At 30.7% G+C, this 22,632-nt stretch carries 15 protein-coding genes; 6 read left to right on the top strand and 9 right to left on the bottom strand.

What is annotated here, in order from left to right; all coding sequences use genetic code 11:
• Window positions 1-8 precede the first annotated feature (8 nt).
• The 3 genes from I0K12_RS04970 to I0K12_RS04960 all read left to right on the top strand — a co-directional run bounded on the left by I0K12_RS04970 (window position 9) and on the right by I0K12_RS04960 (window position 3,416).
• Complete coding sequence (locus tag I0K12_RS04970; RefSeq protein WP_196885787.1) at window positions 9-1,031, top strand: 2-oxoacid:ferredoxin oxidoreductase subunit beta; 1,023 nt, start codon at window positions 9-11, stop codon at window positions 1,029-1,031.
• Between the two features lie 178 nt (window positions 1,032-1,209).
• Window positions 1,210-2,622 carry a sensor histidine kinase gene (locus I0K12_RS04965; protein WP_231372705.1) on the top strand — a complete coding sequence of 471 codons (1,413 nt, stop codon included), beginning with the start codon at window positions 1,210-1,212 and terminating at the stop codon, window positions 2,620-2,622.
• Window positions 2,623-2,639: 17 nt separating this feature from the next.
• Window positions 2,640-3,416, top strand: a complete 777-nt coding sequence (locus I0K12_RS04960) for an enoyl-CoA hydratase/isomerase family protein (protein WP_196885785.1) — start codon at window positions 2,640-2,642, stop codon at window positions 3,414-3,416.
• Between the two features lie 49 nt (window positions 3,417-3,465).
• On the opposite strand, the gene I0K12_RS04955 is transcribed toward I0K12_RS04960, so the two are convergent.
• Window positions 3,466-4,002, bottom strand: coding sequence for a hypothetical protein (locus I0K12_RS04955; RefSeq protein ID WP_196885784.1), 537 nt, complete (start codon window positions 4,000-4,002; stop codon window positions 3,466-3,468).
• A gap of 179 nt (window positions 4,003-4,181) precedes the next feature.
• On the opposite strand from I0K12_RS04955, the gene I0K12_RS04950 reads away from it, so the two are divergent.
• Window positions 4,182-5,384 (top strand): acyltransferase family protein, encoded by a 1,203-nt coding sequence (locus I0K12_RS04950; RefSeq protein WP_196885783.1) that lies wholly within the window; start codon window positions 4,182-4,184, stop codon window positions 5,382-5,384.
• A gap of 34 nt (window positions 5,385-5,418) precedes the next feature.
• On the opposite strand, the gene I0K12_RS04945 is transcribed toward I0K12_RS04950, so the two are convergent.
• From I0K12_RS04945 to I0K12_RS04925, 5 genes are all read right to left on the bottom strand, one after another.
• Window positions 5,419-6,012: a lipoprotein signal peptidase gene (locus I0K12_RS04945; protein ID WP_196885782.1), complete on the bottom strand. Its 594-nt coding sequence runs from the start codon at window positions 6,010-6,012 to the stop codon at window positions 5,419-5,421.
• 159 nt (window positions 6,013-6,171) lie between these two features.
• On the bottom strand, window positions 6,172-6,558 hold the full coding sequence (locus tag I0K12_RS04940; RefSeq protein WP_196885781.1) for a TraR/DksA family transcriptional regulator: 387 nt from the start codon (window positions 6,556-6,558) through the stop codon (window positions 6,172-6,174).
• 4 nt (window positions 6,559-6,562) lie between these two features.
• Complete coding sequence (gene ileS, locus I0K12_RS04935; protein ID WP_196885780.1) at window positions 6,563-9,964, bottom strand: isoleucine--tRNA ligase; 3,402 nt, start codon at window positions 9,962-9,964, stop codon at window positions 6,563-6,565.
• 152 nt (window positions 9,965-10,116) lie between these two features.
• Window positions 10,117-13,404 (bottom strand): ABC transporter permease/M1 family aminopeptidase, encoded by a 3,288-nt coding sequence (locus I0K12_RS04930; RefSeq protein WP_196885779.1) that lies wholly within the window; start codon window positions 13,402-13,404, stop codon window positions 10,117-10,119.
• A 31-nt stretch (window positions 13,405-13,435) separates the two neighbouring features.
• On the bottom strand, window positions 13,436-14,302 hold the full coding sequence (locus I0K12_RS04925; RefSeq protein ID WP_196885778.1) for an ABC transporter ATP-binding protein: 867 nt from the start codon (window positions 14,300-14,302) through the stop codon (window positions 13,436-13,438).
• Window positions 14,303-14,483: 181 nt separating this feature from the next.
• Between I0K12_RS04925 and I0K12_RS04920 the strand changes: the two genes are divergently transcribed.
• The gene (locus tag I0K12_RS04920) at window positions 14,484-15,632 is read left to right on the top strand and encodes a sensor histidine kinase (protein ID WP_196885777.1); all 1,149 of its coding nucleotides are present in this window, start codon (window positions 14,484-14,486) and stop codon (window positions 15,630-15,632) included.
• Window positions 15,633-15,635: 3 nt separating this feature from the next.
• Window positions 15,636-16,328 (top strand): LytR/AlgR family response regulator transcription factor, encoded by a 693-nt coding sequence (locus I0K12_RS04915; protein WP_196885776.1) that lies wholly within the window; start codon window positions 15,636-15,638, stop codon window positions 16,326-16,328.
• Window positions 16,329-16,399: 71 nt separating this feature from the next.
• Here I0K12_RS04915 and fdhF read toward each other — a convergent pair whose 3' ends face one another.
• The 3 genes from fdhF to I0K12_RS04900 form a co-directional block, all read right to left on the bottom strand.
• On the bottom strand, window positions 16,400-19,132 hold the full coding sequence (gene fdhF / locus I0K12_RS04910; RefSeq protein WP_196885775.1) for a formate dehydrogenase subunit alpha: 2,733 nt from the start codon (window positions 19,130-19,132) through the stop codon (window positions 16,400-16,402).
• Window positions 19,133-19,153: 21 nt separating this feature from the next.
• Window positions 19,154-20,800, bottom strand: coding sequence for an NADH-ubiquinone oxidoreductase-F iron-sulfur binding region domain-containing protein (locus I0K12_RS04905; protein WP_196885774.1), 1,647 nt, complete (start codon window positions 20,798-20,800; stop codon window positions 19,154-19,156).
• Between the two features lie 268 nt (window positions 20,801-21,068).
• The gene (locus I0K12_RS04900; protein ID WP_196885773.1) at window positions 21,069-22,625 is read right to left on the bottom strand and encodes an OmpA family protein; all 1,557 of its coding nucleotides are present in this window, start codon (window positions 22,623-22,625) and stop codon (window positions 21,069-21,071) included.
• Window positions 22,626-22,632: the final 7 nt, after the last annotated feature.

The following is a 22,632-nucleotide window of genomic DNA, read 5'->3' as shown; positions in this document are numbered from 1 at the left end:
CCATAGAAATGGAAAATACTGTATTAAAACCAAAAGATTTTGCAAGTGATCAGGATGTAAAATGGTGTCCAGGATGTGGAGATTATTCTGTATTAAAGCAAGTTCAATCTGTGATGCCAGAAATCGGTGTCGAGAGAGAGAATATTGTTTTTGTTTCAGGAATTGGATGCTCCTCAAGGTTCCCATATTATATGAATACCTATGGAATGCATAGTATTCACGGTCGAGCTCCTGCTATTGTTAGTGGGCTAAAAATTGCAAATCCAGAATTAAGTGTTTGGGTGATTACTGGAGATGGAGATAGTATGTCTATCGGAGGAAATCATTTGATTCACTTGATGCGTAGAAATATGGATGTGAATTTACTTTTGTTTAATAACGAAATTTATGGATTGACAAAAGGACAATTCTCTCCAACTTCTAAACTTGGACAAAAAACAAAATCATCACCTCTTGGAGTAATCGACGCGCCTTTTAATCCTTTAGCTTTAGTAATGGGTGCAAGTGCTACATTTGTTGCCAGAACTATTGATAGAGATCCGAAACATATGCGTGAAATTCTGAAAAGAGGAAACGATCATAAAGGAACTTCTACAATTGAGATTTACCAAAACTGTAATGTTTTCAACGACGGAGCTTTTGAAGTTTTTACAGACAAAAAAGTAAAAGCTAATAATGTTTTATTCTTAGAACATGGTAAACCGTTGGTTTTTGGAGAAAATAATTCAAAAGGAATTCGTATTAATGGACTTTCTCCTGAAGTTGTTGAATTAACGGATGGAAAGTATACAGAAGAAGATTTATGGATTCATGATGAAAATGATAAAAATAAAGCTTCTCTTTTAGTTCGTTTCTTCGATGATCCTTCAGAAGAAAATGCTTTACCAAGACCATTTGGGATTTTCTATGCTGAAGATAGAATTACTTATGATGATGCTGTACAAGTTCAGGTGGAAGAAGCAAAAGAAATGAAAGGTGAAAAATCATTGGATGATTTACTTCGCGGAGATCATTTCTGGATTCATGATTAAAACAAACAAAACTTAATAAACTAAAACCTTATTCTTAAACTTAAAGAGTAAGGTTTTTTTATGCAATTTGGTTTCCTTTTTGATTATAATAAGAAAATAACAAATTGTATATTTACCCTTCATAGAAAATAAGATGAAAATAGGTCATTTATCACTTCGAATAAGAATCTTTATATCCATGATTGTCTTGGTACTTTTGGCATCTATTCTGATTGCTACTGTTACCATTTATCAATATAAAGAACAAACATCAGATTATAATGCTGCAAGGCTTCAAAGAAAGGAAAGATCCATTCAGGCAGCTATTGATATTCGTTTAGAACAAGAAGAAAAATATCCAGTAGAAACAACTTATTTACCTAATATTTTTAGGCGAAAAGTTTATGAAATTTCCCAAACTCACTCTGTAGACATTAGTATTTATGACTTAAAGGGTAGACTTCTAATTACTTCTATTCCTGCAATTGGAGAAAAGAAACAAGTTACCAAACTTAAAGAAAAAGTTCTGACAGAACTAGCAAAAAGTCCAACAGATCGTTTTGCTACACAAGAAAGCATTGGAGACGATAGTTTTCAGTCTTCTTACACTTATATTACGGATAATGATTCTTTCAAACCAATCGGTATTTTAAATGTCGAATATCTTCAGGACAACTCGCATTTAGATAAAGAACTTCGAGAGTTTTTATATCGATTATCTGTGGTTTATATTGTGATGTTAGTAACGGCAATTATCATGGCTTATTTCATATCTAGCTTTATAACACAGCCACTGAAAACCATCACCAATAAAATGAAACAAACATTCTTGGATAAAAAGAATGAAAAGATTTTTATGGAAAATACGAGTACTGAGATTCATACTTTGATTAAAGCTTATAATAGTATGATTAATCAAATTGAAGAAAGTGCCGTAAAACTTGCAAAAAGTGAGCGTGAACAAGCTTGGAGAGAAATGGCTAAACAGGTAGCGCATGAAATCAAAAATCCGTTGACGCCAATGCGTTTGACGATTCAGAGTTTTGAAAGAAAATTTGATCCAGAAAACCCAGATATTAAACATAAATTACATGAGTTTTCTAATAGTTTAATTCAACAAATTGATACTTTAAGTTCTATCGCTTCCGCATTTTCAAGTTTTGCCAAAATGCCTGAACAAAACAAAGAAAGACTTGAAATTGTTGAAACTTTAAAGCTTGCTATTGATATTTTCAATAAAAGTTATATCAAATATTCATTTCCATCACATGAAATTGTTGCTTTTATAGACCGAACTCAATTCATTAGAATCATCACGAATTTGGTTAAAAACGCAATTCAAGCAACCGTTTCAAAAGAAACTCCAAAAATCCTTATTGAGCTTATTGATGATAAAGAAAATATTATTATTAAAGTTTCAGATAATGGAATTGGAATTTCGGAGGAAGTAAAAGACAAAGTTTTTGAACCTAAATTCACTACAAAATCAAGTGGAATGGGATTAGGTTTACCAATGATAAAAAATATTATAGAGACTTATAATGGTTCTATTTCTTTTGTTTCAGAAGAAAATATGGGAACAATTTTCACAATAATTTTACCAAAAAAATAAAATCAAATTTTTAAAAAATGAATTTCGAAAACATTTTAGTAGAGAAAAAAGAATCAATTGCTACAATTATAATCAATAGACCAACAAAATTAAATGCTTTAAACAAAGCTACGATTGCTGACTTACACGAAGCTTTTAAAGGTTTAGACGAAGATAAAGCTACGAAAGTAATCATCATTACTGGAAGCGGAACTAAATCATTTGTAGCAGGAGCTGATATTTCTGAATTTGCTCATTTTGGAGTAGAAGAAGGAACAGAATTAGCAAGAAAAGGACAAGAAACATTATTTGATTTTGTTCAAAACTTAGGAACTCCAGTTATTGCTGCTGTAAACGGATTTGCTTTAGGAGGAGGATTAGAATTAGCAATGTCTGCACATTTCAGAATTGCTTCGGACAATGCTAAAATGGGATTACCAGAAACTTCTTTAGGAGTAATTCCTGGATATGGAGGAACGCAACGTTTAGCGCAATTAATCGGAAAAGGAAAAGCAATGGAATTAGTAATGACAGCTGGAATGCTTACTGCTGAAGAAGCTTTAAACTTAGGTTTAGTAAATTATGCTGTAACACAAGAAGAATTATTACCATTAGCTGAGAAAATCGCTGGAAAAATCACTAGAAACTCTTCTGTTGCGATTAGAGCTGCAATCAAATCAATCAATGCAAACTTCGAAGATGGTGTAAACGGATTTGATACAGAAATTGAAGAATTTGGTATTTGTTTCGGAACAAATGATTTCAAAGAAGGAACTACTGCATTTTTAGAAAAACGTAAACCAAACTTTGAATAGTAGAAATAAAAAAGGGATGAAAATTTTCATCCCTTTTTCTATATGATAATTATGCTTTTTTCTCAGCTTCTTTTTTAGCAGCACATTTCTTTTTGCACTCCTCTTTTTTAGCTGCACACTTTTCACAGTCTGCTTTCGTACATTCTTTGCTACACTTAGTTTCACAGTGCTTAGCTGCCATTTCTTTCTTAGCAGCACATTTCTTTTTACATTCTTCTTTTTTAGCTGCACACTTTTCACAATCTGCTTTCGTACAATCTTTGCTACATTTAGTTTCACAATGCTTAGCCATCGTTTTTTCAGAACATTTTCCTTTACAAGCTTCTTTGTTCTCACAGTTTGCACATTTTTCTTTAGAACAGTTATCACCACATTTAGCAGTACAACAAGAAGATTTAGTTTCATCAGCTTTAGTTCCATGATCATGTCCGTCATGATCTCCATGTTTCTCTGCTGGAGTCTCAGCTTTTTTAGACTCTTGCTCTACTTTAGTTTCTGTTTTAGAATCTGTTTTTAGTGCTTCATTACAAGAAACAACAGCAAATCCAAGGGCTAATGTTAAGATAAATCCTTTTAATAATTTCATCTTTTTAAGTTATTTATATGGTTAATTAATAATTACAAATAAAGTATTTTTTCATTAATATTTTAACATATTTTTAATATTTATTAACTAATTACACAACATAAAACTATGTTAAGCTAATTTTTTCTACTTCTATTTTTAAGTAACTTTAAATAAATGACTGATTAATCCGAAGTTTTATGAAGAAAACAGAAAGAATTCATGGTTTAGATTCTCTTAGAGCAATTATGATGTTTTTAGGATTAGTAATTCATGTTTCTTTAACCTATGTTCCAGAAAAACCTTCCTACTGGTTTATAAAAGATCCTATTAGTTATAATATTTTCTTCGATGCTTTAGCGAAATGGATTCATATCTTCAGGATGCCTATTTTCTTCATCATTTCTGGTTTTTTCAGTGCTTTGCTTTTTTATGAAAGAAATCCAAAAAAAATGTTTTTCAATAGAATTAACCGAATTGTTTTTCCTTTTATTGCTGGTTTATTTCTGATTATTCCTATTTATAAATTTAGTGTTTCGCTTAGCACAGCTATTTTTTCAGGAGAAGAACATAGTTTACAAATTGCCTTGAAGAATTTTAATACAGGAACTTTATTCCCTTTAGAAACTGTACATCTTTGGTTCTTATATTATCTTGCCTATATCTCTTTTATTTTTTGGTTTATTGCAAAAATCACTAAAAAATATTCTTATCGAAACAGCATTTTCCACAAGAGTTTTGATTTTATTTTAAAAAACAATTTTCTTGGTATTATACTTTTTAGTTTTATCAGTTTTTTTGCTTTAAGAAATATGGGAACAAGTACAGCAAATGCTAGTTTTTCCTTGGTTCCAAATTACAAACTTTTCACTTTTTATGTTTTATATTTCTCTTATGGCTGGTTTCTTTTTAGATCTAAAAACTTATTGAAAATTTACATTCCTTATACTTGGACAAACATTTCTATCGGAACTATTTTTTTTACTTTTAATCTATATTTCAACCTCTTTTCTAACTTTGAATTAATTTATGCTCAAATCACCTATTCAATCGCAATTTGGTTTTACAATTTTGGTTTCATGGGGTTATTTTTAAAATATTTTAATTTTAAATCATCAAAAATGAGATATATGTCCGATGCTTCTTATTGGGTATATTTAGTCCATCTTCCAATTGTGATCTACCTTCCTTCTCTGATTTTGGAATTAGAAATTTCTGCATTTTCAAAATTTGCAATCATTATGTTTTTAAGTTTTGGTATCTGTATGCTTTCTTATCATTATTTGGTAAGATCTACTTTTATAGGAAAATTTTTAAACGGAAGAACCTATCCTTACAGACCATTATTTTCTTGGAGAAAAGTAAGTGTAAAACAAAAAAGTGATCTAGATACTAAGACCTAAATCACTTTTGATAAATATATTTTTAAACAATTAATTATTTTTTCGGGAATACTTTCTTACTGAAAACAATCAAAATCCCTACTCCTACACTAATTGCGGTATCTGCTATATTAAAAATTGCATTGAAAAAAGTAAATGGTTTCCCTCCTACAATTGGAATCCAACTTGGTAAATCTCCTTTCCAAATCGGAAAATAAAGCATATCAACTACTTTACCATAAAAAAGAGGTCTATACCCCATTTCTGGAAACATTGTAGCTACTTCATGATAATTACTTTCGCTAAAAATAACTCCATAAAAAACGGAATCAATAATATTTCCTAAAGCTCCTGCAAAAATAAGAGCTACTGCAACTACTAATAAATTAGAAGCTTTTGATTTCACTGAACTATATAGCCAATACCCAATTCCTGTAATAGCAACAAGTCTGAAAAGTGTCAAGAATAATTTTCCTTTATCTCCTCCAAATTCCGTTCCCCAGGCCATTCCGTTATTTTCAATAAAATGAATTCGGAACCAATCGAACACTCTAATTTCTTGCCCTAACACAAAATGCGTTTTAATCCAAATCTTACTAATTTGATCAATTAATAAAACCAGAACTATGATAATAACTGCTTTTTTCAATGATTTAAATTTTAATTTTTACAAAAATAGAATTTTATCTTATTAATCCTATTCTAACCTATTATTAGGCAAAATAATTTTCGCCTATCTCACAAAAATACACAAAAAAAAGAGCTTTCTATAGATTTAGAAAGCTCTTCTTTTATATTTTTAAGAAGCTTAATATTGCATCTTTTTTGCCTCGATACTTAATGTAGCGTGTGGAACTAGTTTTAATCTTTCTTTTTGGATCAATTTCCCAGTTACTCTACAAATTCCGTATGTTTTATTTTCAATACGAACCAAAGCATTTTTTAGATCTCTAATGAACTTTTGCTGACGAATAGCTAATTGCACATTCGCCTCTTTTGACATTGTTTCAGATCCTTCTTCAAAAGCTTTAAACTGCGGAGAAGTATCGTCCGTTTTGTTACTAGAACCGTTTTTGAAAACAGATTCTAATAAACGTAAATCTTCTTCGGCATTTTTGATCTTGTCAAGAATAATCTCTTTAAATTCCTCTAAACTTTCATCAGAATACCTTTCTGTTGTTCCATCGTTTATCATAACCCTAAATTTTTTGAATAGCTATTTCTGTCTGAATTTCATCAAACTCCACATCCGTACCATTTCCAACTTCGCTATTGAAGTCTATAGAAACCGTTTGTGTTTCTGTTTTGATGTAATCTTCATATTCAGAAATCGCTTGTGTTAACATTTCGTTTTCCTTAATCGTTAATGTCACTTTATCAGTTACTTCTAAACCTGAGTCTTTACGTAAATTCTGAATTCTATTTACTAACTCTCTCGCTATTCCTTCATTTTTCAGAGTCTCTGTTATTGTAATATCTAAAGCAACAGTAATATTATTATGACTTGCAACTAGCCAACCTTCAATATCTTGAGAGCTAATTTCAACGTCGTCTTTTCCTAAAGTTACTAATTCTTCGTTAATTTTAATAGAAATACTTCCATTTTTTTCTATTTCAGCGATATCTTCTTGTGAAAATTTATTGATCTCTGCTGAAATTAACTTCATGTTTTTCCCAAATTTTGGTCCTAAAACTTTGAAGTTTGGTTTGATATTTTTAACTAAAATACCCGAAGCATCTTCCAATAAATCAATCTCTTTTACATTTACTTCTGAAAGAACTAAATCTTGAATTGCTAGAATATCTTCTTTATCATTTACATCCAAAATTGGAATCATGATCTTCTGAAGTGGCTGACGTACTTTTAAGTTTTCCTTCTTACGTAACGACAATACCATCGAAGATATTTTCTGAGCCTTCTGCATTTTTCTTTCTAAAGACTTATCTACCATAGAAGCATCGAACTCTGGGAACTTAGCCAAATGTACAGATTCAACGTTATCTTTTCCAGTTACACTTGTTAAGTCTTTGTAAAGTCTATCTGTAAAGAATGGTGAAACTGGTGAAGCTAATTTCGCTACTGTCACCATACATTTATATAATGTTTGGTATGCTGAAATCTTATCTGTTCCATACTCACCTTTCCAGAATCTTCTTCTACTTAAACGAACAAACCAGTTACTTAAGTTTTCTGTTACGAAATCTTGAATTGCTCTTGTAGCTCTTGTTGGCTCATATTCTTTGTAGAATTTATCCACATCTTGAATTAATGTGTGTAATTCTGAAAGAATCCAACGATCGATTTCTGGTCTTTCTGTTGTTGGGATATCATCCTCAGCATAAGTAAATCCATCTAAGTTTGCATATAAACTAAAGAATGAATAAGTGTTGTATAAAGTTCCGAAGAATTTACGACGAACCTCATCAATTCCATCTACATCAAACTTTAAGTTATCCCACGGATTCGCATTCGAAATCATATACCATCTTGTAGCATCTGGTCCATATTTATCTAAAGTTTCAAAAGCATCCACTGCATTTCCTTTACTTTTTGACATTTTTTGACCTGACTTATCTAAAACTAGTCCGTTTGAAACTACGTTTTTGTATGCTACAGAATCGAATACCATTGTTCCAATTGCATGTAAAGTATAGAACCAACCTCTTGTTTGGTCTACTCCTTCTGCGATGAAATCTGCTGGAAATGATTCTTTATTATCGATTAATTCTTTGTTTTCAAATGGATAATGCCATTGTGCATAAGGCATCGAACCAGAATCAAACCAAACATCGATTAAGTCGGCTTCTCTTTTCATAGGTTTCCCTGAAGGAGAAACTAAAATAACCGCATCTACGATATTTTTATGTAAATCAATGTTCTCATAGTTTTCGTCACTCATGTTTCCGATTTCATAATCAGCGAAAACATTCGTATCCATATAACCAGCAGCCATTGATTTTTCAATTTCTACTTTTAATTCTGCAACAGACTCAATAATAATTGCTTCTGTTCCATCTTCTGTTCTCCAGATTGGAAGAGGAATTCCCCAATAACGAGAACGAGATAAATTCCAATCGTTTGCATTCTTTAACCAGTTTCCAAAACGTCCTTCTCCAGTAGATTTTGGTTTCCAGTTGATTGTTTCGTTTAAGTCAAACATACGATCTTTCTTATCTGTAACTTTAATGAACCAAGAATCTAATGGATAATATAAAACTGGTTTATCAGTTCTCCAACAATGTGGATAACTGTGTTTATATTTTTCAACGTGGAATGCTTTATTTTCTTCTTTTAATTGAATAGCAATTTCAACATCTACAGATTTTTCAGGAACTTCATTTGCATTATAATATTCATTCTTCACATATTTCCCAGCATAAGGTCCCATGTGCTCTGTAAATTTCCCTTGTAAATCTACCAATGGAACTGGATTTTCGTGTGCATCTAAAACTAACATTGCAGGAACTCCAGCATCTTTCGCTACTTGTGCATCATCTTGTCCAAAAGTTGGAGCTGTATGTACAATTCCTGTTCCGTCTTCTGTTGTTACGAAATCTCCAGGAATTACAACAAATGCTTTATCTGCATTTTCATAAGGTTGTGCATAAGGCAATAATTGCTCATATTTCACACCTAAAACGTCTGCTCCTTTGAATTCTTTTGCAATGAAATAAGGAATTTTATTATCTCCTTTATTAAAATTAGCTAATTCAGCAACATCTTCCACTACGAAGAATTTCTTACCAAATTGTTTTCCAACTAAGTTTTTAGCTAAAATTACATTGATTTCTTTCCCTGTATATTGGTTGAATGATTTTACTAAAACATAATCAATCTTCTTTCCTACTGTCAATGCAGTATTTGAAGGAAGTGTCCAAGGAGTTGTCGTCCAAGCTAAGAAATGTACATCACCATCCACATTGGCAAAGATTTCTGGCAACGTTTCTTTTACAGCTTTAAACTGAGCTACGATTGTAGTATCTGTTACATCTTTATAACATCCTGGTTGGTTTAACTCGTGAGAACTTAAACCTGTTCCAGCTTTTGGAGAATATGGCTGAATTGTATAACCCTTATAGATTAAATCTTTCTTATACAATTGTGCTAAAAGCCACCATACTGATTCCATATATTTTGGTTTATAAGTAACATATGGATCTTCCATATCTACCCAATAACCGATTCTTTCCGTAAGATTATTCCATACATCTGTATAACGCATTACTGCTTTTCTACAAGCATCGTTATATTCTTCTACAGAAATCTTCGTTCCGATATCTTCTTTTGTAATCTTTAATTCTTTCTCAACACCAAGTTCCACAGGAAGTCCGTGTGTATCCCATCCTGCCTTACGCTTTACTTGATATCCTTTCAATGTCTTGTAGCGGCAAAATATATCCTTAATCGTACGTGCCATTACGTGGTGAATTCCTGGCAAACCGTTTGCTGAAGGTGGTCCTTCAAAAAACACAAATGGTTCGTTATCTTCACGAGACGTAATACTTTTTTCGAAAATATTATTAGTTTTCCAAAAATCCGCTACTTCCTCAGCGGCTTGTACTAAGTTTAATCCTTTATATTCTTTATACTTTGCACTCATTTTTATGCTACTATTCAATTGGTTTGCGAATTTACGGATTTTTTTTCATTCCAAATTTTCTAATGAAGAAAAACAATTTACACTTCATGATTTTTTGAATTTTAGGCGTTTTTCACCACCTAAATTTCTTTTATTATAATATCCGTAATGTTTTATTCTGAAATTGGTTTTGAAATATTTTTTTCTAAAATTTCATCATTCACTTCTTCAAATAATTCTGATAAAATAATTTGTTTTTCTTTTGGAGTCACCTTTCTAAATTCTTCTAATAAATCTTCTGTCGTTGCATATCTATTTTTATCAAAAGTAGCATCTAGAATATTCCACTCTTGGATAAAACTCTGCAAAGCTTTATTGACATTTTCCTCTCCAATTTCTTTTTGAATTATAAACATTGCCAAAGCTCCTTTTCGATAATAAATATATTCTTGATACTCCACATCTTTCAAAGCAAATTCCTCTCCTTCTTCTTTGAGCTTTCCTTTTTTATATCTTTCAAATTCATTTTCCAAAAACTGATTTACTTTTTCATCAGCATATTTTTGTTTTAAAACCATCAAGGCTGAATATTGCGCCAAAGTTTCCAAAATCATATGTTTTCCCTTTACATTCGCAGCAGCTACTTGCAATCCCCACCATTGATGTGCAATTTCATGTGCTGTAATATAAAAAGCCATATCTACATCTTTTTCAGCGTCAATATCTAAAACAAAACCTAAGGATTCTGAAAAAGGAATACTTGTAGGAAAAGATTGTGCAAAATCTGCGTAACGAGGAATTTCCATAATTCGTAGTTCTTCATACGGATATTCGCTAAAATTCTTAGAGAAATAATCCAAAGACATTTTCATCGACTCCATCATTCGATCCAAATTATAGGTATGGTTTTTATGATAATATATTTCTAAAGCGACTTCCTTCTCTTTTTCAGAAAACCAAACATCTTCTAAAGTTTCATATTCCGCAGAAACAATCGTATAAAAATTGACCATTGGTTTTTCTGATTTATACTGAAAATAATTTCGTCCATCTTTTTTCCATTGATTTTTCAATTTCCCTGGAGCAATTGCTTTCTGTTTTTCATTGGTTCCTACGATTATTTCCAAATCAATTTTATAACCATCATCTCCATTTATTGCATTTTTCAATTCTTCAACATTCTTTTGACCTGCAATTTCTTTTCTTGCTTTTAAACCAAATTCTTCTCTTTTATCATCATCTCTAAGTTCATATTTTTTATTGTAACCAAGTGAAGGCAAATCTTGATTTCTTAGAAAAATCCCGTTTTCTACAATTCTAAAATTCGAATCACTACTTTCAAATCCTTCTGTTTTGAACGTTTGTACAAAATTCATTTCCAAAGAATCATTTGGTTCTAAAGTTTCTTTTAACTCAAAAATATAATAATCGAATTCTAAATATTTTTCATCTAAATTTACTTCTTCACTAAAAGAAATATCTTCTAAAAAAATCTGAGAATCTAAAGTTTTCTGCACATGAATTGTAGAAATTGGTTTTTCACTTTTATTCTTTAAAACATATTTTCCTTTGATAAAATAATCTCTTTCTTCTGGAAATAAATCTACTTCCAAATTCACAGCAATAATTTTTGGTTGTTCTATATATTCATATTGTTTTAAGTTTTTCTCATAATTCACACGAAAATTATCTGACTCAGCTTTTGTCCAGTAAGTATTTAAAACAGAAACATTATAAAAGATAAATCCTCCAACAGAAATAAAAAGAATAAAAACAATCAGTGTAAATTTTTGAATAGGTTTTGTAAAACGATTTCGAAATTGTCGTATTCTGACTTTAAATTTCGTCTCAGTACCACGAACAATAATTAAAGCTGAAAAAATAAAAAGTAAAACACAGAAAAGTATCCAATAAATCTTTGTCCAAATAAATGGTTTCAATAAATGTCCTACGCCATTCATTTGAGAATATTTCCCAAACGAAATTCCACCAAAACTATATAAAGCATAATCAAAACCAAGCTGCGAGACGACAATTGAAACAATAATTGAACTTAAAACCAAAACATATCCAACAAACTTATTATTCACGATAGAATGAATGAAAAAAGAAACGGCAGTGAAGAAAATTAAAGTCGAAAATAAATTACCGAACAAACCGTAGAAATAAGTTTCTAATTCAAAATGGTAATATCCTTTCGATATTTGAAAAAGAATTCCTGAAATAATCAAAGCGAAAATCAGTACAACATAAATCAAAATCAAACCAAAAAACTTAGCTGAAAGTTGAAGAAAATTAGAATTTGGCAAAGCATCCGTAATCGAATGAATATTTACATTTTTTTCTTTCCAAATCAATTCTCCCGAATAAAAAACCAAAATCATAATGAAAAAATAGCTGGACATTTCTAGCAATTCCTCTACGATAAAATAACTGGCTGGATAACTATCGACATTATAAACAGTTCCTAGATTGATAGAATTGACAAAAATAATTCCGCAAGCTGCAATCAAAATTGCCCAAAAAGAAACTTCTTTTGTGATGGATAAAAAGTAGAATTTGGTGCAATAAGTAAATTGTTTCCATGTTGCATAAAAACCTTTATGAACTTTAAAAGTCTGTTTTTTTATTTTATTGAAACTTTTTTCCTTTTCAATAATCACATTCTTTTGTTTTGATTTTGGAATACTAAACTGAAACTTTTTATAACCAAAAAACAAGATCAAAGCACTAATAGAAATCCAAAATAGTTTTGACCAGAAGAGAATTCCATCAAAAGGAATCCATTTGGAACTCATTTCCACAACAGACCAATTCTCGGTCATTTTCGTCAAAGTACTTAGCGAAAAAGGATCTAAAAAAGCAGAAATTGTTTCATCAGAAATACTTTGAACAATCAAAAAAAGCACAAATACAAAAAGTCCTTGTGTGTACACCACTAGCAATTTCTTCGTCAAAGTTCCGACCACAAAAAACAAAGCTGCTCCGAAAAATAAAATCGGAAAAACAATTGTGAAAAAAGAATAAACATACAACCAAAAATCAAACGGAAGTTGATTTTCAGGTTTTCGCCAAGGAAGTAGTTCTCCAAACATATTTCCCCAAATAATTCCAGAAAAAACAAAAATCAAAACTGTAAAAGAGCCCAAAAACCTACCGAATAAATAATCCCTTTTCTTAATTGGATTTATAAACATTAATGGTGTAATGTTATACTGAAAATCTCGAAGTACAGGAATTCCCATAATCAAAGAAGCGATAAAGAGAAAAATTCCTGAAGAAGCTCCCATTGTTTTAGCAATTACAATTGGTGCATTGGTTTTGATTTTCCCCATCGAAACTCCTTCAAAAACAAAATCTACAGCAACAATAGAAAAAAAGAATAAGAAGAGAAAAAACAGATACGTTTCCCAGCGTTTTGCACGATATTTTAATTCGAACTTGAATATTTCAAACCACATATTTTATATTTTTTAAAAAGAAGAAAAAAGATTATTGTAAAATTTTTGAGAAGTAAACATCTTCCAAATCTGGAGAAATTGGTGTGAAATCAGTTCCCAAATTGGTTTCGCTCATCACATGAATCACACGATTCCCCATGAATAATTTATCCGCTATGACATTGAATTCTTTCTTGTAAATTTCAAGTTCGTTTTTGGGAATTATTTTCTGATACGTTTTTCCTTTCAAACTTTCTATCGCATTTTTCGGATTGTCTTTCAGCAAAACTTTTCCTTCATTAATGATCGCCATATTAGTACATAATTCCTTTACATCTTCTACAATATGCGTGGACAAAATGACTACTGTTTTCTCTCCCAATTCACTCAACAAATTGTAAAATCGATTTCTTTCCAAAGGATCCAAACCTGCTGTTGGTTCATCTACAATCAATAATTTTGGATTCGTCAATAAAGCTTGTGCAATTCCAAATCGTTGTTTCATTCCTCCAGAATATTCGCTCAGATTTCTTTTTCTTTTTTCATACAAATTGGTTTGATCTAAAAGAAAATCCACCCGATTTTTTCGTTCTTTTTTATCCGTTATCCCTTTCAAAACTGCAAAATGATTCAATAAAGTTTCTGCGGAAATTTTTGGATACACACCGAATTGTTGTGGTAAATAACCTACAATCTTGCGAACTGCTTCTTTTTCTTTTAAAACATCTAAATTTCCAAGCTGAACAGTTCCCGAATCTGCTTCTTGTAAAGTTGCTAAAGTTCGCATCAAAGTTGATTTCCCTGCTCCGTTTGGTCCTAGCAAACCAAACATTCCTGTTGGGATTTCTAAAGAAATATCTTGAAGCGCTTTGACTCCATTTGCATAAGTTTTGGATAAATTCTGAATAGATAAATACATTTTGTCTCTTATTATTTGAGATCAAACTTCTTTTTATTTATGTTTCTTTTCTAAAAAATGTGATGAACAGTCCTTTTTCTAACACAGAAAGTTTTTTTCATCAAAAACTTCTTTTCATCCTATTTTCAGGTACGTTTATCAACTTTTTTGTTCACAATTTTGGAATGAATTAATTTTGAGCATGCAATCATTTTTAACCAAATATCAAAAAGGAATTTTTCTTTTTTGTTTCACCTTTTTTTTAGTTTTCACAACATCTGTTTCTTTTGCTTACAGCTTAGAAATAACAGGAAATGTAGCTTTTATTTTAACTCTTGCTTTTCCTTTATCTTATTTATTATTCTTTATAATTTCTAAAAAGAAAAAATTCGCCATTTGGTCTAAAAAAGAAATCGTAATTCTAATTGCAACTTTAATTTTACTTTTCTCCATTGGAACTTTCGAAGCTTCTTCCAAACTTCCTGCTTTCTTTTATGTTTTTCTGTTTTTATTGATTTATTCCATACTTTTTGGAGGTTTGATTTTCAGAAATTTTTATTTAGAAAAAAAAGGAAAGAAAACTTTAAGCAAAAAATGGTTTCTACGAATACTTATTTGGACATTGGTTTTAGCCTTTTGGAAAATTCTACTTCTAATCGATAATTATGGAGATAGCGACGCTTTGATTATTGTTTCTTTTATTTATTTTCCTTTGGTAATTTATCTAATTCTAAATTGGATTTTCAAACAAACTAAAAATATTATCAACTTAAAAAAAGAACAACAAAAAATGGAATTATTACACTTGAAAAGTCAGGTGAATCCACATTTCTTTTTTAATACTTTGAATAATTTATACGGTTTGGTAGGAACAGATAAAGAAAAAGCGCAAAAGTTGATTTTGAAACTTTCTGATATGATGCGCTACAGTATTTATGAAGGAGAAAAAGAATATGTTGCTTTGGAAGAGGAAATTCAGTTTTTGCAAAATTATATCGAATTGCACCAAATGCGATACCGAAAAGAGATTACTATAAAGTTTGAAGAAAATATCAATTCCGATCAAAAAATTACACCTTTATTGTTTATTATTTTATTGGAAAATGCTTTTAAACATGGTGTAGAAAATTTGAGAGAAAATGCTTTTATAGAAATCAAAATTACTTCTGAAGATAATAAAGTTCAGTTTTCTATTGTTAATAATTTTGATCCAGATGAAATTCCAGAAAAAGCAGGAATTGGTTTAAAAAATCTAAAAAGAAGATTGGAATTAATGTATCCTAACAGACATCAACTGATTTTTTCAAAAAAAGAAAATATTTACGAAACCTATTTAACTTTAGAACTTTAAAAAATGAAATATTTAATCATTGACGACGAATATATCGCACACGAAATCATCAAAGGATATTGTGAGTTGTTGCCAAATATGGAATTGATGAAAAGCTGTTATGATGCTATTGAAGCAATGGAATATTTGAAACAAAATTCTGTAGATTTCATTTTTTTAGATTTAAATATGCCTAAACTTAAAGGTTTTGATTTTTTAAAAACCTTAAGTTCTCCTCCAAAAGTAATCGTCACTACTGCTTATAAAGAATTTGCAATTGAGGGTTACGAATTAAATGTTGTAGATTATTTATTGAAACCTTTTAGTTTTGAACGTTTCTTGAAAGCTATTAATAAACTTTCTTCAGAAACAAAAAACACAGAAGAAACTCCAACAGAAAATAAGGAGAAATCGAAGCAAATTTTCTTTAAATCCAGTAAAAAATATTACCAGATAGAAATCGATGATATTCTATATTTTGAAGCTGCTGGAAACTACACGAAGATTTTTTATTTAGATCAAAATATTTTAATCCGTGAAAAAATATCTGAAACGTATCATCTTATAAATTCTACAGATTTTGTTCAAGTTCACAAATCCTTTTTTGTAAACAAACATCACATTGAAAGTATTGAAGGAAATAGAATTTTCATTAAAAAACATATTGTTCCAATCGGGAAATTGTTTAAATCAAATGTACAAGAAATGATTTCTTAATCCATTTTTATTCAAAAAAAATCCCTTTCATTTTTACACAAAAGGGATTCTTATTTGTTTTATAAATCATTTTACGATTCTGCAATCATCTTTTGTTTTCCTTTACTTTTTCGAATTCGTACAGAAACAACTTTATATTCTGGACACATCGCTTCTGAACAGTGTTCATCCGAAGTAATATTATTCACCATTATTTCTGGAAAATGAAATGTTGTACTTAAAATTCCTGGTTTAACTCCTTCTGTAATCCAAGCTTTAATATCCACTTTTCCTCTTGGCGATTCCACACAAACAAAATCTCCATCAGAAATTCCATGTTCTTGCGCATCTTTCGGATTTAACCAAAGTTTATCTGTAGTGTGAACCTCAACATTTCCAGTTCTTCGAGTCATCGCTCCACAATTATAATGTTCTAAATCACGATTTGTCGTCAAAATATATGGATATTCTTTTCCATTTTGAACAATCTCATTACTTTCTTTAAAGTCATTAAATTCAAAATATCCTTTTCCTCTTTTAAATTCTTTTGTGTGTAAAATCTTCGTATCTGTTCCATCTGGAGCAACTGGCCATTGCTTTCCATTTTCACTAAGATTCTCCCAAGTAATTCCAGCAAAAAACGGAACTATTTCCGAGACTTCTTTTAAAGCTCCTTCTGCTGTATAATCTGGTTGTTCATAACCCATTTTGTTCATCATATCCACGATGATTTGTCCGTCTGGTTTGGTTCCTGCAATTGGTTCCACAACTTGATTTACTCTCTGCACACGTCTTTCTCCATTTGTAAAAGTTCCTGATTTTTCCAAGAATGAAGCTCCAGGTAAAATCACATCTGCTTGTTTTGCCGTTTCTGTCATGAATAATTCTTGAACAATCACTAAATCTGTATTATTTAATGCTTTTATTACTTTTTGTGTATTCGGATCTGTTTGCACTACATCTTCTCCAATAATCCAAATTGCTTTTAATTTTCCTTCTAAAGCTGCATCAAACATCTCTGGAATTTTATATCCAATATGACTTGGAACTGGAACTCCATAAAACTCATTATATTTTTTAGTAATTTCTGGTTTTGTAATGTCTAAATATCCTGCTCCTTGATGTGGTTGAACTCCCATATCTGCTGCTCCTTGTACATTATTTTGTCCACGCAACGGATTTACTCCAACTCCTTTTCTACCAATATTTCCAGTCATTAAAGCCAAATCTGCAATCTGCATTACTGTAAAAGTTCCTTGTGAATGCTCTGTTACTCCCAATCCATGAAAGCTCATCGCATTTGGAGCCATCGCATAAGCAATCGCTGCTTCTCGCACTTTTTCTTTAGCAACTCCTGTAATTTCTTCTAATTCTTGAAGATTAATTTGCAGTAATTCTTTCTTAAATTCTTCAAATCCTTCTGTTCTATTTTGAATAAAACTTTCATCAACCAATCCTTCTGAAACAATATAATACATCATCATATTCAACACTGCGACATTTGTTCCTGGACGAACTGGTAAATGATACGTTGCATGTCTTGCTAATTCCGTTTTTCTAGGATCAATCACAATGGAAATATTATCCTGTTTCATTGCAAATTGTTTCATTTTCGCACCAGTCACAGGATGTCCACTTGTCGGATTTGCACCAATTACCATGATACAATTTGTATCTTTCAAATCCTTAATCGAATTTGTTGCAGCTCCTGTTCCAAAAGTTCGTTGCATTCCTAAAGCAGTTGGCGAATGACAAACTCTAGCACATCCATCAATATTGTTAGTTTGAATTACAGCTCTATAGAATTTTTGCATTAAATAATTCTCTTCATTCGTACATCTTGAAGAAGAAATTCCTGCTAAACTATCTGGACCAAATTCTTCTTTATAATATTTAAATTTATCTGTAATATAATCATAAGCTTCTTCCCAACTTACTTCTTCAAATTCTCCATTTCTCTTAATCATTGGAGATCTTAAACGATCTGGATGATCATAAAATTTGAATGCATAACGACCTTTAATACAAGTATGTCCTTGGTTTACTTCTGCATCATAAGGTGCTTGAATGGATAAAACTTTTCCATTTTTTGTAGAAACATCCAAATTACATCCTACACCACAATATGTACAAACAGTTCTTGTTTTTTCTGTCGCTTGTATAGATTTTGATTGGAAAATATCTGAAATCGCACTTGTAGGACAAGCTTGCGAACAAGCTCCACAACTCACACAAGGAGAATCCATAAACGATTCATCATTTCCTTTGATAATATGCGCATCAAAACCTCTTCCTGCCATGCTTAAAACAAATTCACCTTGTACTTCATCACAAGCACGAACACAACGATAACAATTGATACATTTTGATAAATCTGAAAGCATATAAGGATGCGATAAATCTTTTTCTCTATCCAAATGATTTTCACCTTCAGGATAACGAACTTCTGTAATTCCAACACTTGCAGCAACATCTTGTAATTCGCAATTTCCATTTACTTCACAAGTCAAACAATCCATTGGATGATCTGTCAATACAAGTTCAATGATATTTTTTCTTAATTCTTGAATACTTTCCGAATTGGGATAAATAAAACTATTTGCCATTACAGGAGTATGACAAGAAGCAACAGTTTTTGTTTTTCCATCTTTCTCTAAAGCCACTTCCACACTACAAACTCTACAAGAGCCAAAAGCTTCCAGATTTGGTGCATCACAAAGTGTAGGAATTATTTTTTCACCTTCAATTCTTTTGACAAAATTCAAGATAGTTTCTCCATTTTTATATGGATAAGGAATATTATTTATATATGCTATTTGTTCCATAATTTCTTTTTTTACTAATGATTAATTGAAAAAACCTTCTAATTCATCTCCAAAATATTGAAGTGCATTTTTAGCTGGAAGTGGAATTCCTCCTCCATGTGCACAAAGCGAACCTTGCTCTAAAGTGTTCAATAAATCATTAAATAATTTCCTACTAATCTTATAATCGGACTGCACTGTTTTTTGCAGCATTTCATGTGCTCTTTTTGTTCCTAATCGGCATGGAAAACATTTCCCACAACTTTCATAAGCAGCAAAATCAAAAAGATGTTCTAAATATTGAATCATCGGAAAGCTTTCTGGAATCGAAACAATTCCTGCATGTCCTAATAAAAAACCTTCTTTTGCAAAAGACTCAAAGTCGATTGCTAAGTTTTCAAACTTTTCTTTTGGAACAATTCCTCCTAAAGGCCCTCCTATATGAAGTGCTTTAATTTCTTTTTTAAGTCCACCTCCTAAATCATTTATCACTGTCATTAAAGGTGTTCCCATTTCTACTTCATAAACTCCAGGATTGTTAAAGAAACTATCCAAACAAACCAATTTCGTTCCTGAAGATTTTTCTGTTCCTAAATTATTATAAGTTTCTCCTCCATTTTTTAAAATCGAATAAGCAGCAGCCAATGTTTCCACATTATTTACAATTGTTGGTCGATTAAAAAGTCCTTGTTGTGTTGGATATGGCGGACGAGTTCGAACTTCTGGTCTTTGTCCTTCGATAGAATTAATCAAAGCTGTTTCTTCTCCACAGATATAAGCTCCTTTTGCTTCAATAATTTTAAAATCGAAATCAAAACCACTTCCATCAATATTTTTTCCTAAAAGATTATGCTCTCTTAATTCATCAATCGCATTTTGAATAATGGTAACAGATTCTGGATATTCCGCTCGGATGTATAAAGCTCCCCAATTTGCATGAGTACAATAACCTGCAATCATCATTCCTGCTAAAACAGCATGTGGTTTTTTCTCTAATAAATATCTATCAGAATATGCTCCTGGATCTCCTTCATCTGCATTACAAATAATAAATTTTTCATTGCTTTCTTCATTTCGACAAGCTTCCCATTTGATTCCCATCGGAAAACCTGCTCCTCCTCTTCCGCGAACATTTGACTTTTTTATCTCTTCTAAAACTTCTTTAGAATCTTGTTTTAAAACATTTTTAATTACTTCATAATGTTTTTCAAAACCTTCGTAAGGAACTGTCAGAACTTCTTTTGTTGCTTTTACATTATAAGTATCTTCTTCAAAGTTTTTTCCTAAAAAAATCTCTTTAATTTCTTCGTTTGATTTTGCCGAATAATTTTTGTCTTGAAACTGAAAAGCTCCATTTTCATGACATCTTCCTAAACATGTAATATGACCAATTTCTTCAGGTTGAAGATATTTCTCTAATTCCTCTTGCACATTTTCTTGAGTTCTCGCACATACGCAGGCAGAACCATTACAGACATAGGCTTTTTTACCTTTGTTCTCTGGTTTCATAAAATCATAAAAGGAAGTAGCTCCGTAAGTATTTGCTTTTCCTATTAAAAATTCTTGTGCAAGTTCTTCTAATCTTTCACTGGATGGAGTTCCAAGTTCTTTTGAGGCTATTCCCAACTTTTCAAATAAATTATCGGTAATGCCCTTTTTCCCTGATAGTTCGCTTAGGTTTTTCGACATGTTTTTTTGGTTTTTCCCCTAAGATAACTAAAAAAAGTGCTGATTTTTAACCCAAAAACCTCTTCAAAAACTTGTAAATCATTTAAAACCAAGCAATTTAAAACCTTTCTAAAAAAGAAAAATAACTAATCCACTGTGAATAAATATTTTACATTACATTTTTCACAAAAGATTCGTTATTTTCTTCATTATTAAAACTTTACTAAAAAACATATTTTAGAATCATTCTAAAGTTTTAATTAACAGATATTTATATTTTTCAGAAAAATTATTCCACAATCAAAAACTCTGTTCTACGGTTTTGTTGATGTTCTTCTTCCGAACATTTTACGTTGTTCTTACATTTGTTTACTAATTCCATTTCTCCTTTTCCTTCAAAAGTAATTCTGTCTGCTGCAATTCCGTTTTTAATCAAATATTCAACTGTAGATTTTGCTCTATTTTGCGAAAGTTTTTGATTATAAGCATCTGAAGCTCGGCTATCTGTATGTGAAGTTGCGTGTACTTTTATATCTGGATATTGTTTTAAAATAGCTATAATTTCATCCAATTGTTCTACAGCATCCGGACGAATATTCCATTTATCTAAATCAAAATGAATTTTATCCAAAACTATTTTCTCATCAATTTGCGGCTTTTTATATTCTAATTCTGAAGCGAATGAATGTGTTTGTCCATTTTTATAAGAAGTTTCTACAGGAATTCGTTTTTCTTTAAACAAATCATTCGTTAAAACAATTTCGTATTCTTCTTCACATGGAAGCTTAAATTTATATTTCTTGTTTATCAATTTTTGACTTACAATCGTATCTTTTTTAGCATCTAAAACACTTACAATTGTTTCTCCCAAAATATTTTCTGGCAAAGAAATTTCTCCTTCTACCATTTCATAACAATCAAATTTAATCGGTCTTTTTTCTTCAAAGAAATAAATATCATCATCTCCTTTTCCAGATTTTCTGTTAGAAGAAAGATATCCTTTTCTAGTTTTTGGATGAATTACAAAAGCAAAATCATCATATTTTGTATTGATTTTTTGGTCTAAAAGTTTCGGATCTGAAATATAATCTGGATAAATTTTCACAGCATAAACATCCAAACCTCCTGTTTTTTCTTCCATTCCATTTGAAGCAAAATAAAGTACATTATCTACATCTAAAAACGGAAACATTTCTTTGCCTTTTGTATTTATTTTTTCTCCAAGATTTTCTGCTTCTCCAAAAGTTCCGTCCTCTTTTACTGAAATTTTATAAATATCTGTTTGTCCAAAACCATTTGGCATGTCGGAAACAAAATATAAAGTCTTTTCATCCGCACTCAAACTTGGATGCCCTACAGAGTAATTTGCGCTATTATATGGAAATTCTTTCTCATTAATCCATTCTCCATTTTCATCAATTTCTGCAATATAAATACTCAAATGATTCATTCCGTTTTCATCTTCTGTGTATTTATCGTTGAAATAATTATTTCTTGTAAAAAATACTTTCTTCCCATCTTTTGTAAAAGTTACATCAGCTTCGTGATACTTTGTATTTACATTTTTCGAGAATTTCTCTACAGCATCGATGTCTCCTTTTTCATTAATTTTCCCAATATATAGTTCCAAAAATGGCTGATTATTTCCTTTCCAAACTCTTTTCACCATTTGATGTTTATTATCTGGCGAAGCAAAAACAATCAAAGAATCTTGATAAAAAGTTGTCCCAAAATCGGAATACTTTGTATTGACTTTACTGTTTTTTATTTTAAATCTCGACTCGGATTTTTGGGCAACAATAATTAGGGAAGAAAAAAGAAATAATATGCTTAAAAATGGTTTCATAATCTGG

Source organism: Aureivirga sp. CE67 (assembly GCF_015767245.1).
GTDB lineage: Bacteria > Bacteroidota > Bacteroidia > Flavobacteriales > Flavobacteriaceae > Aureivirga.
This window is presented reverse-complemented; position numbering and strand designations above follow the sequence as displayed.

Coding starts and splice junctions, on each gene's coding strand:
- fdhF (WP_196885775.1), bottom strand. CDS start 19,132: ATGGAACAAATAGCATATATAAATAATATTCCTTATCCATATAAAAAT.
- I0K12_RS04900 (WP_196885773.1), bottom strand. CDS start 22,625: ATGAAACCATTTTTAAGCATATTATTTCTTTTTTCTTCCCTAATTATT.
- I0K12_RS04955 (WP_196885784.1), bottom strand. CDS start 4,002: ATGAAATTATTAAAAGGATTTATCTTAACATTAGCCCTTGGATTTGCT.
- ileS (WP_196885780.1), bottom strand. CDS start 9,964: ATGAGTGCAAAGTATAAAGAATATAAAGGATTAAACTTAGTACAAGCC.
- I0K12_RS04950 (WP_196885783.1), top strand. CDS start 4,182: ATGAAGAAAACAGAAAGAATTCATGGTTTAGATTCTCTTAGAGCAATT.
- I0K12_RS04920 (WP_196885777.1), top strand. CDS start 14,484: ATGCAATCATTTTTAACCAAATATCAAAAAGGAATTTTTCTTTTTTGT.
- I0K12_RS04905 (WP_196885774.1), bottom strand. CDS start 20,800: ATGTCGAAAAACCTAAGCGAACTATCAGGGAAAAAGGGCATTACCGAT.
- I0K12_RS04965 (WP_231372705.1), top strand. CDS start 1,210: ATGATTGTCTTGGTACTTTTGGCATCTATTCTGATTGCTACTGTTACC.
- I0K12_RS04960 (WP_196885785.1), top strand. CDS start 2,640: ATGAATTTCGAAAACATTTTAGTAGAGAAAAAAGAATCAATTGCTACA.
- I0K12_RS04915 (WP_196885776.1), top strand. CDS start 15,636: ATGAAATATTTAATCATTGACGACGAATATATCGCACACGAAATCATC.
- I0K12_RS04925 (WP_196885778.1), bottom strand. CDS start 14,302: ATGTATTTATCTATTCAGAATTTATCCAAAACTTATGCAAATGGAGTC.
- I0K12_RS04970 (WP_196885787.1), top strand. CDS start 9: ATGGAAAATACTGTATTAAAACCAAAAGATTTTGCAAGTGATCAGGAT.
- I0K12_RS04930 (WP_196885779.1), bottom strand. CDS start 13,404: ATGTGGTTTGAAATATTCAAGTTCGAATTAAAATATCGTGCAAAACGC.
- I0K12_RS04940 (WP_196885781.1), bottom strand. CDS start 6,558: ATGATAAACGATGGAACAACAGAAAGGTATTCTGATGAAAGTTTAGAG.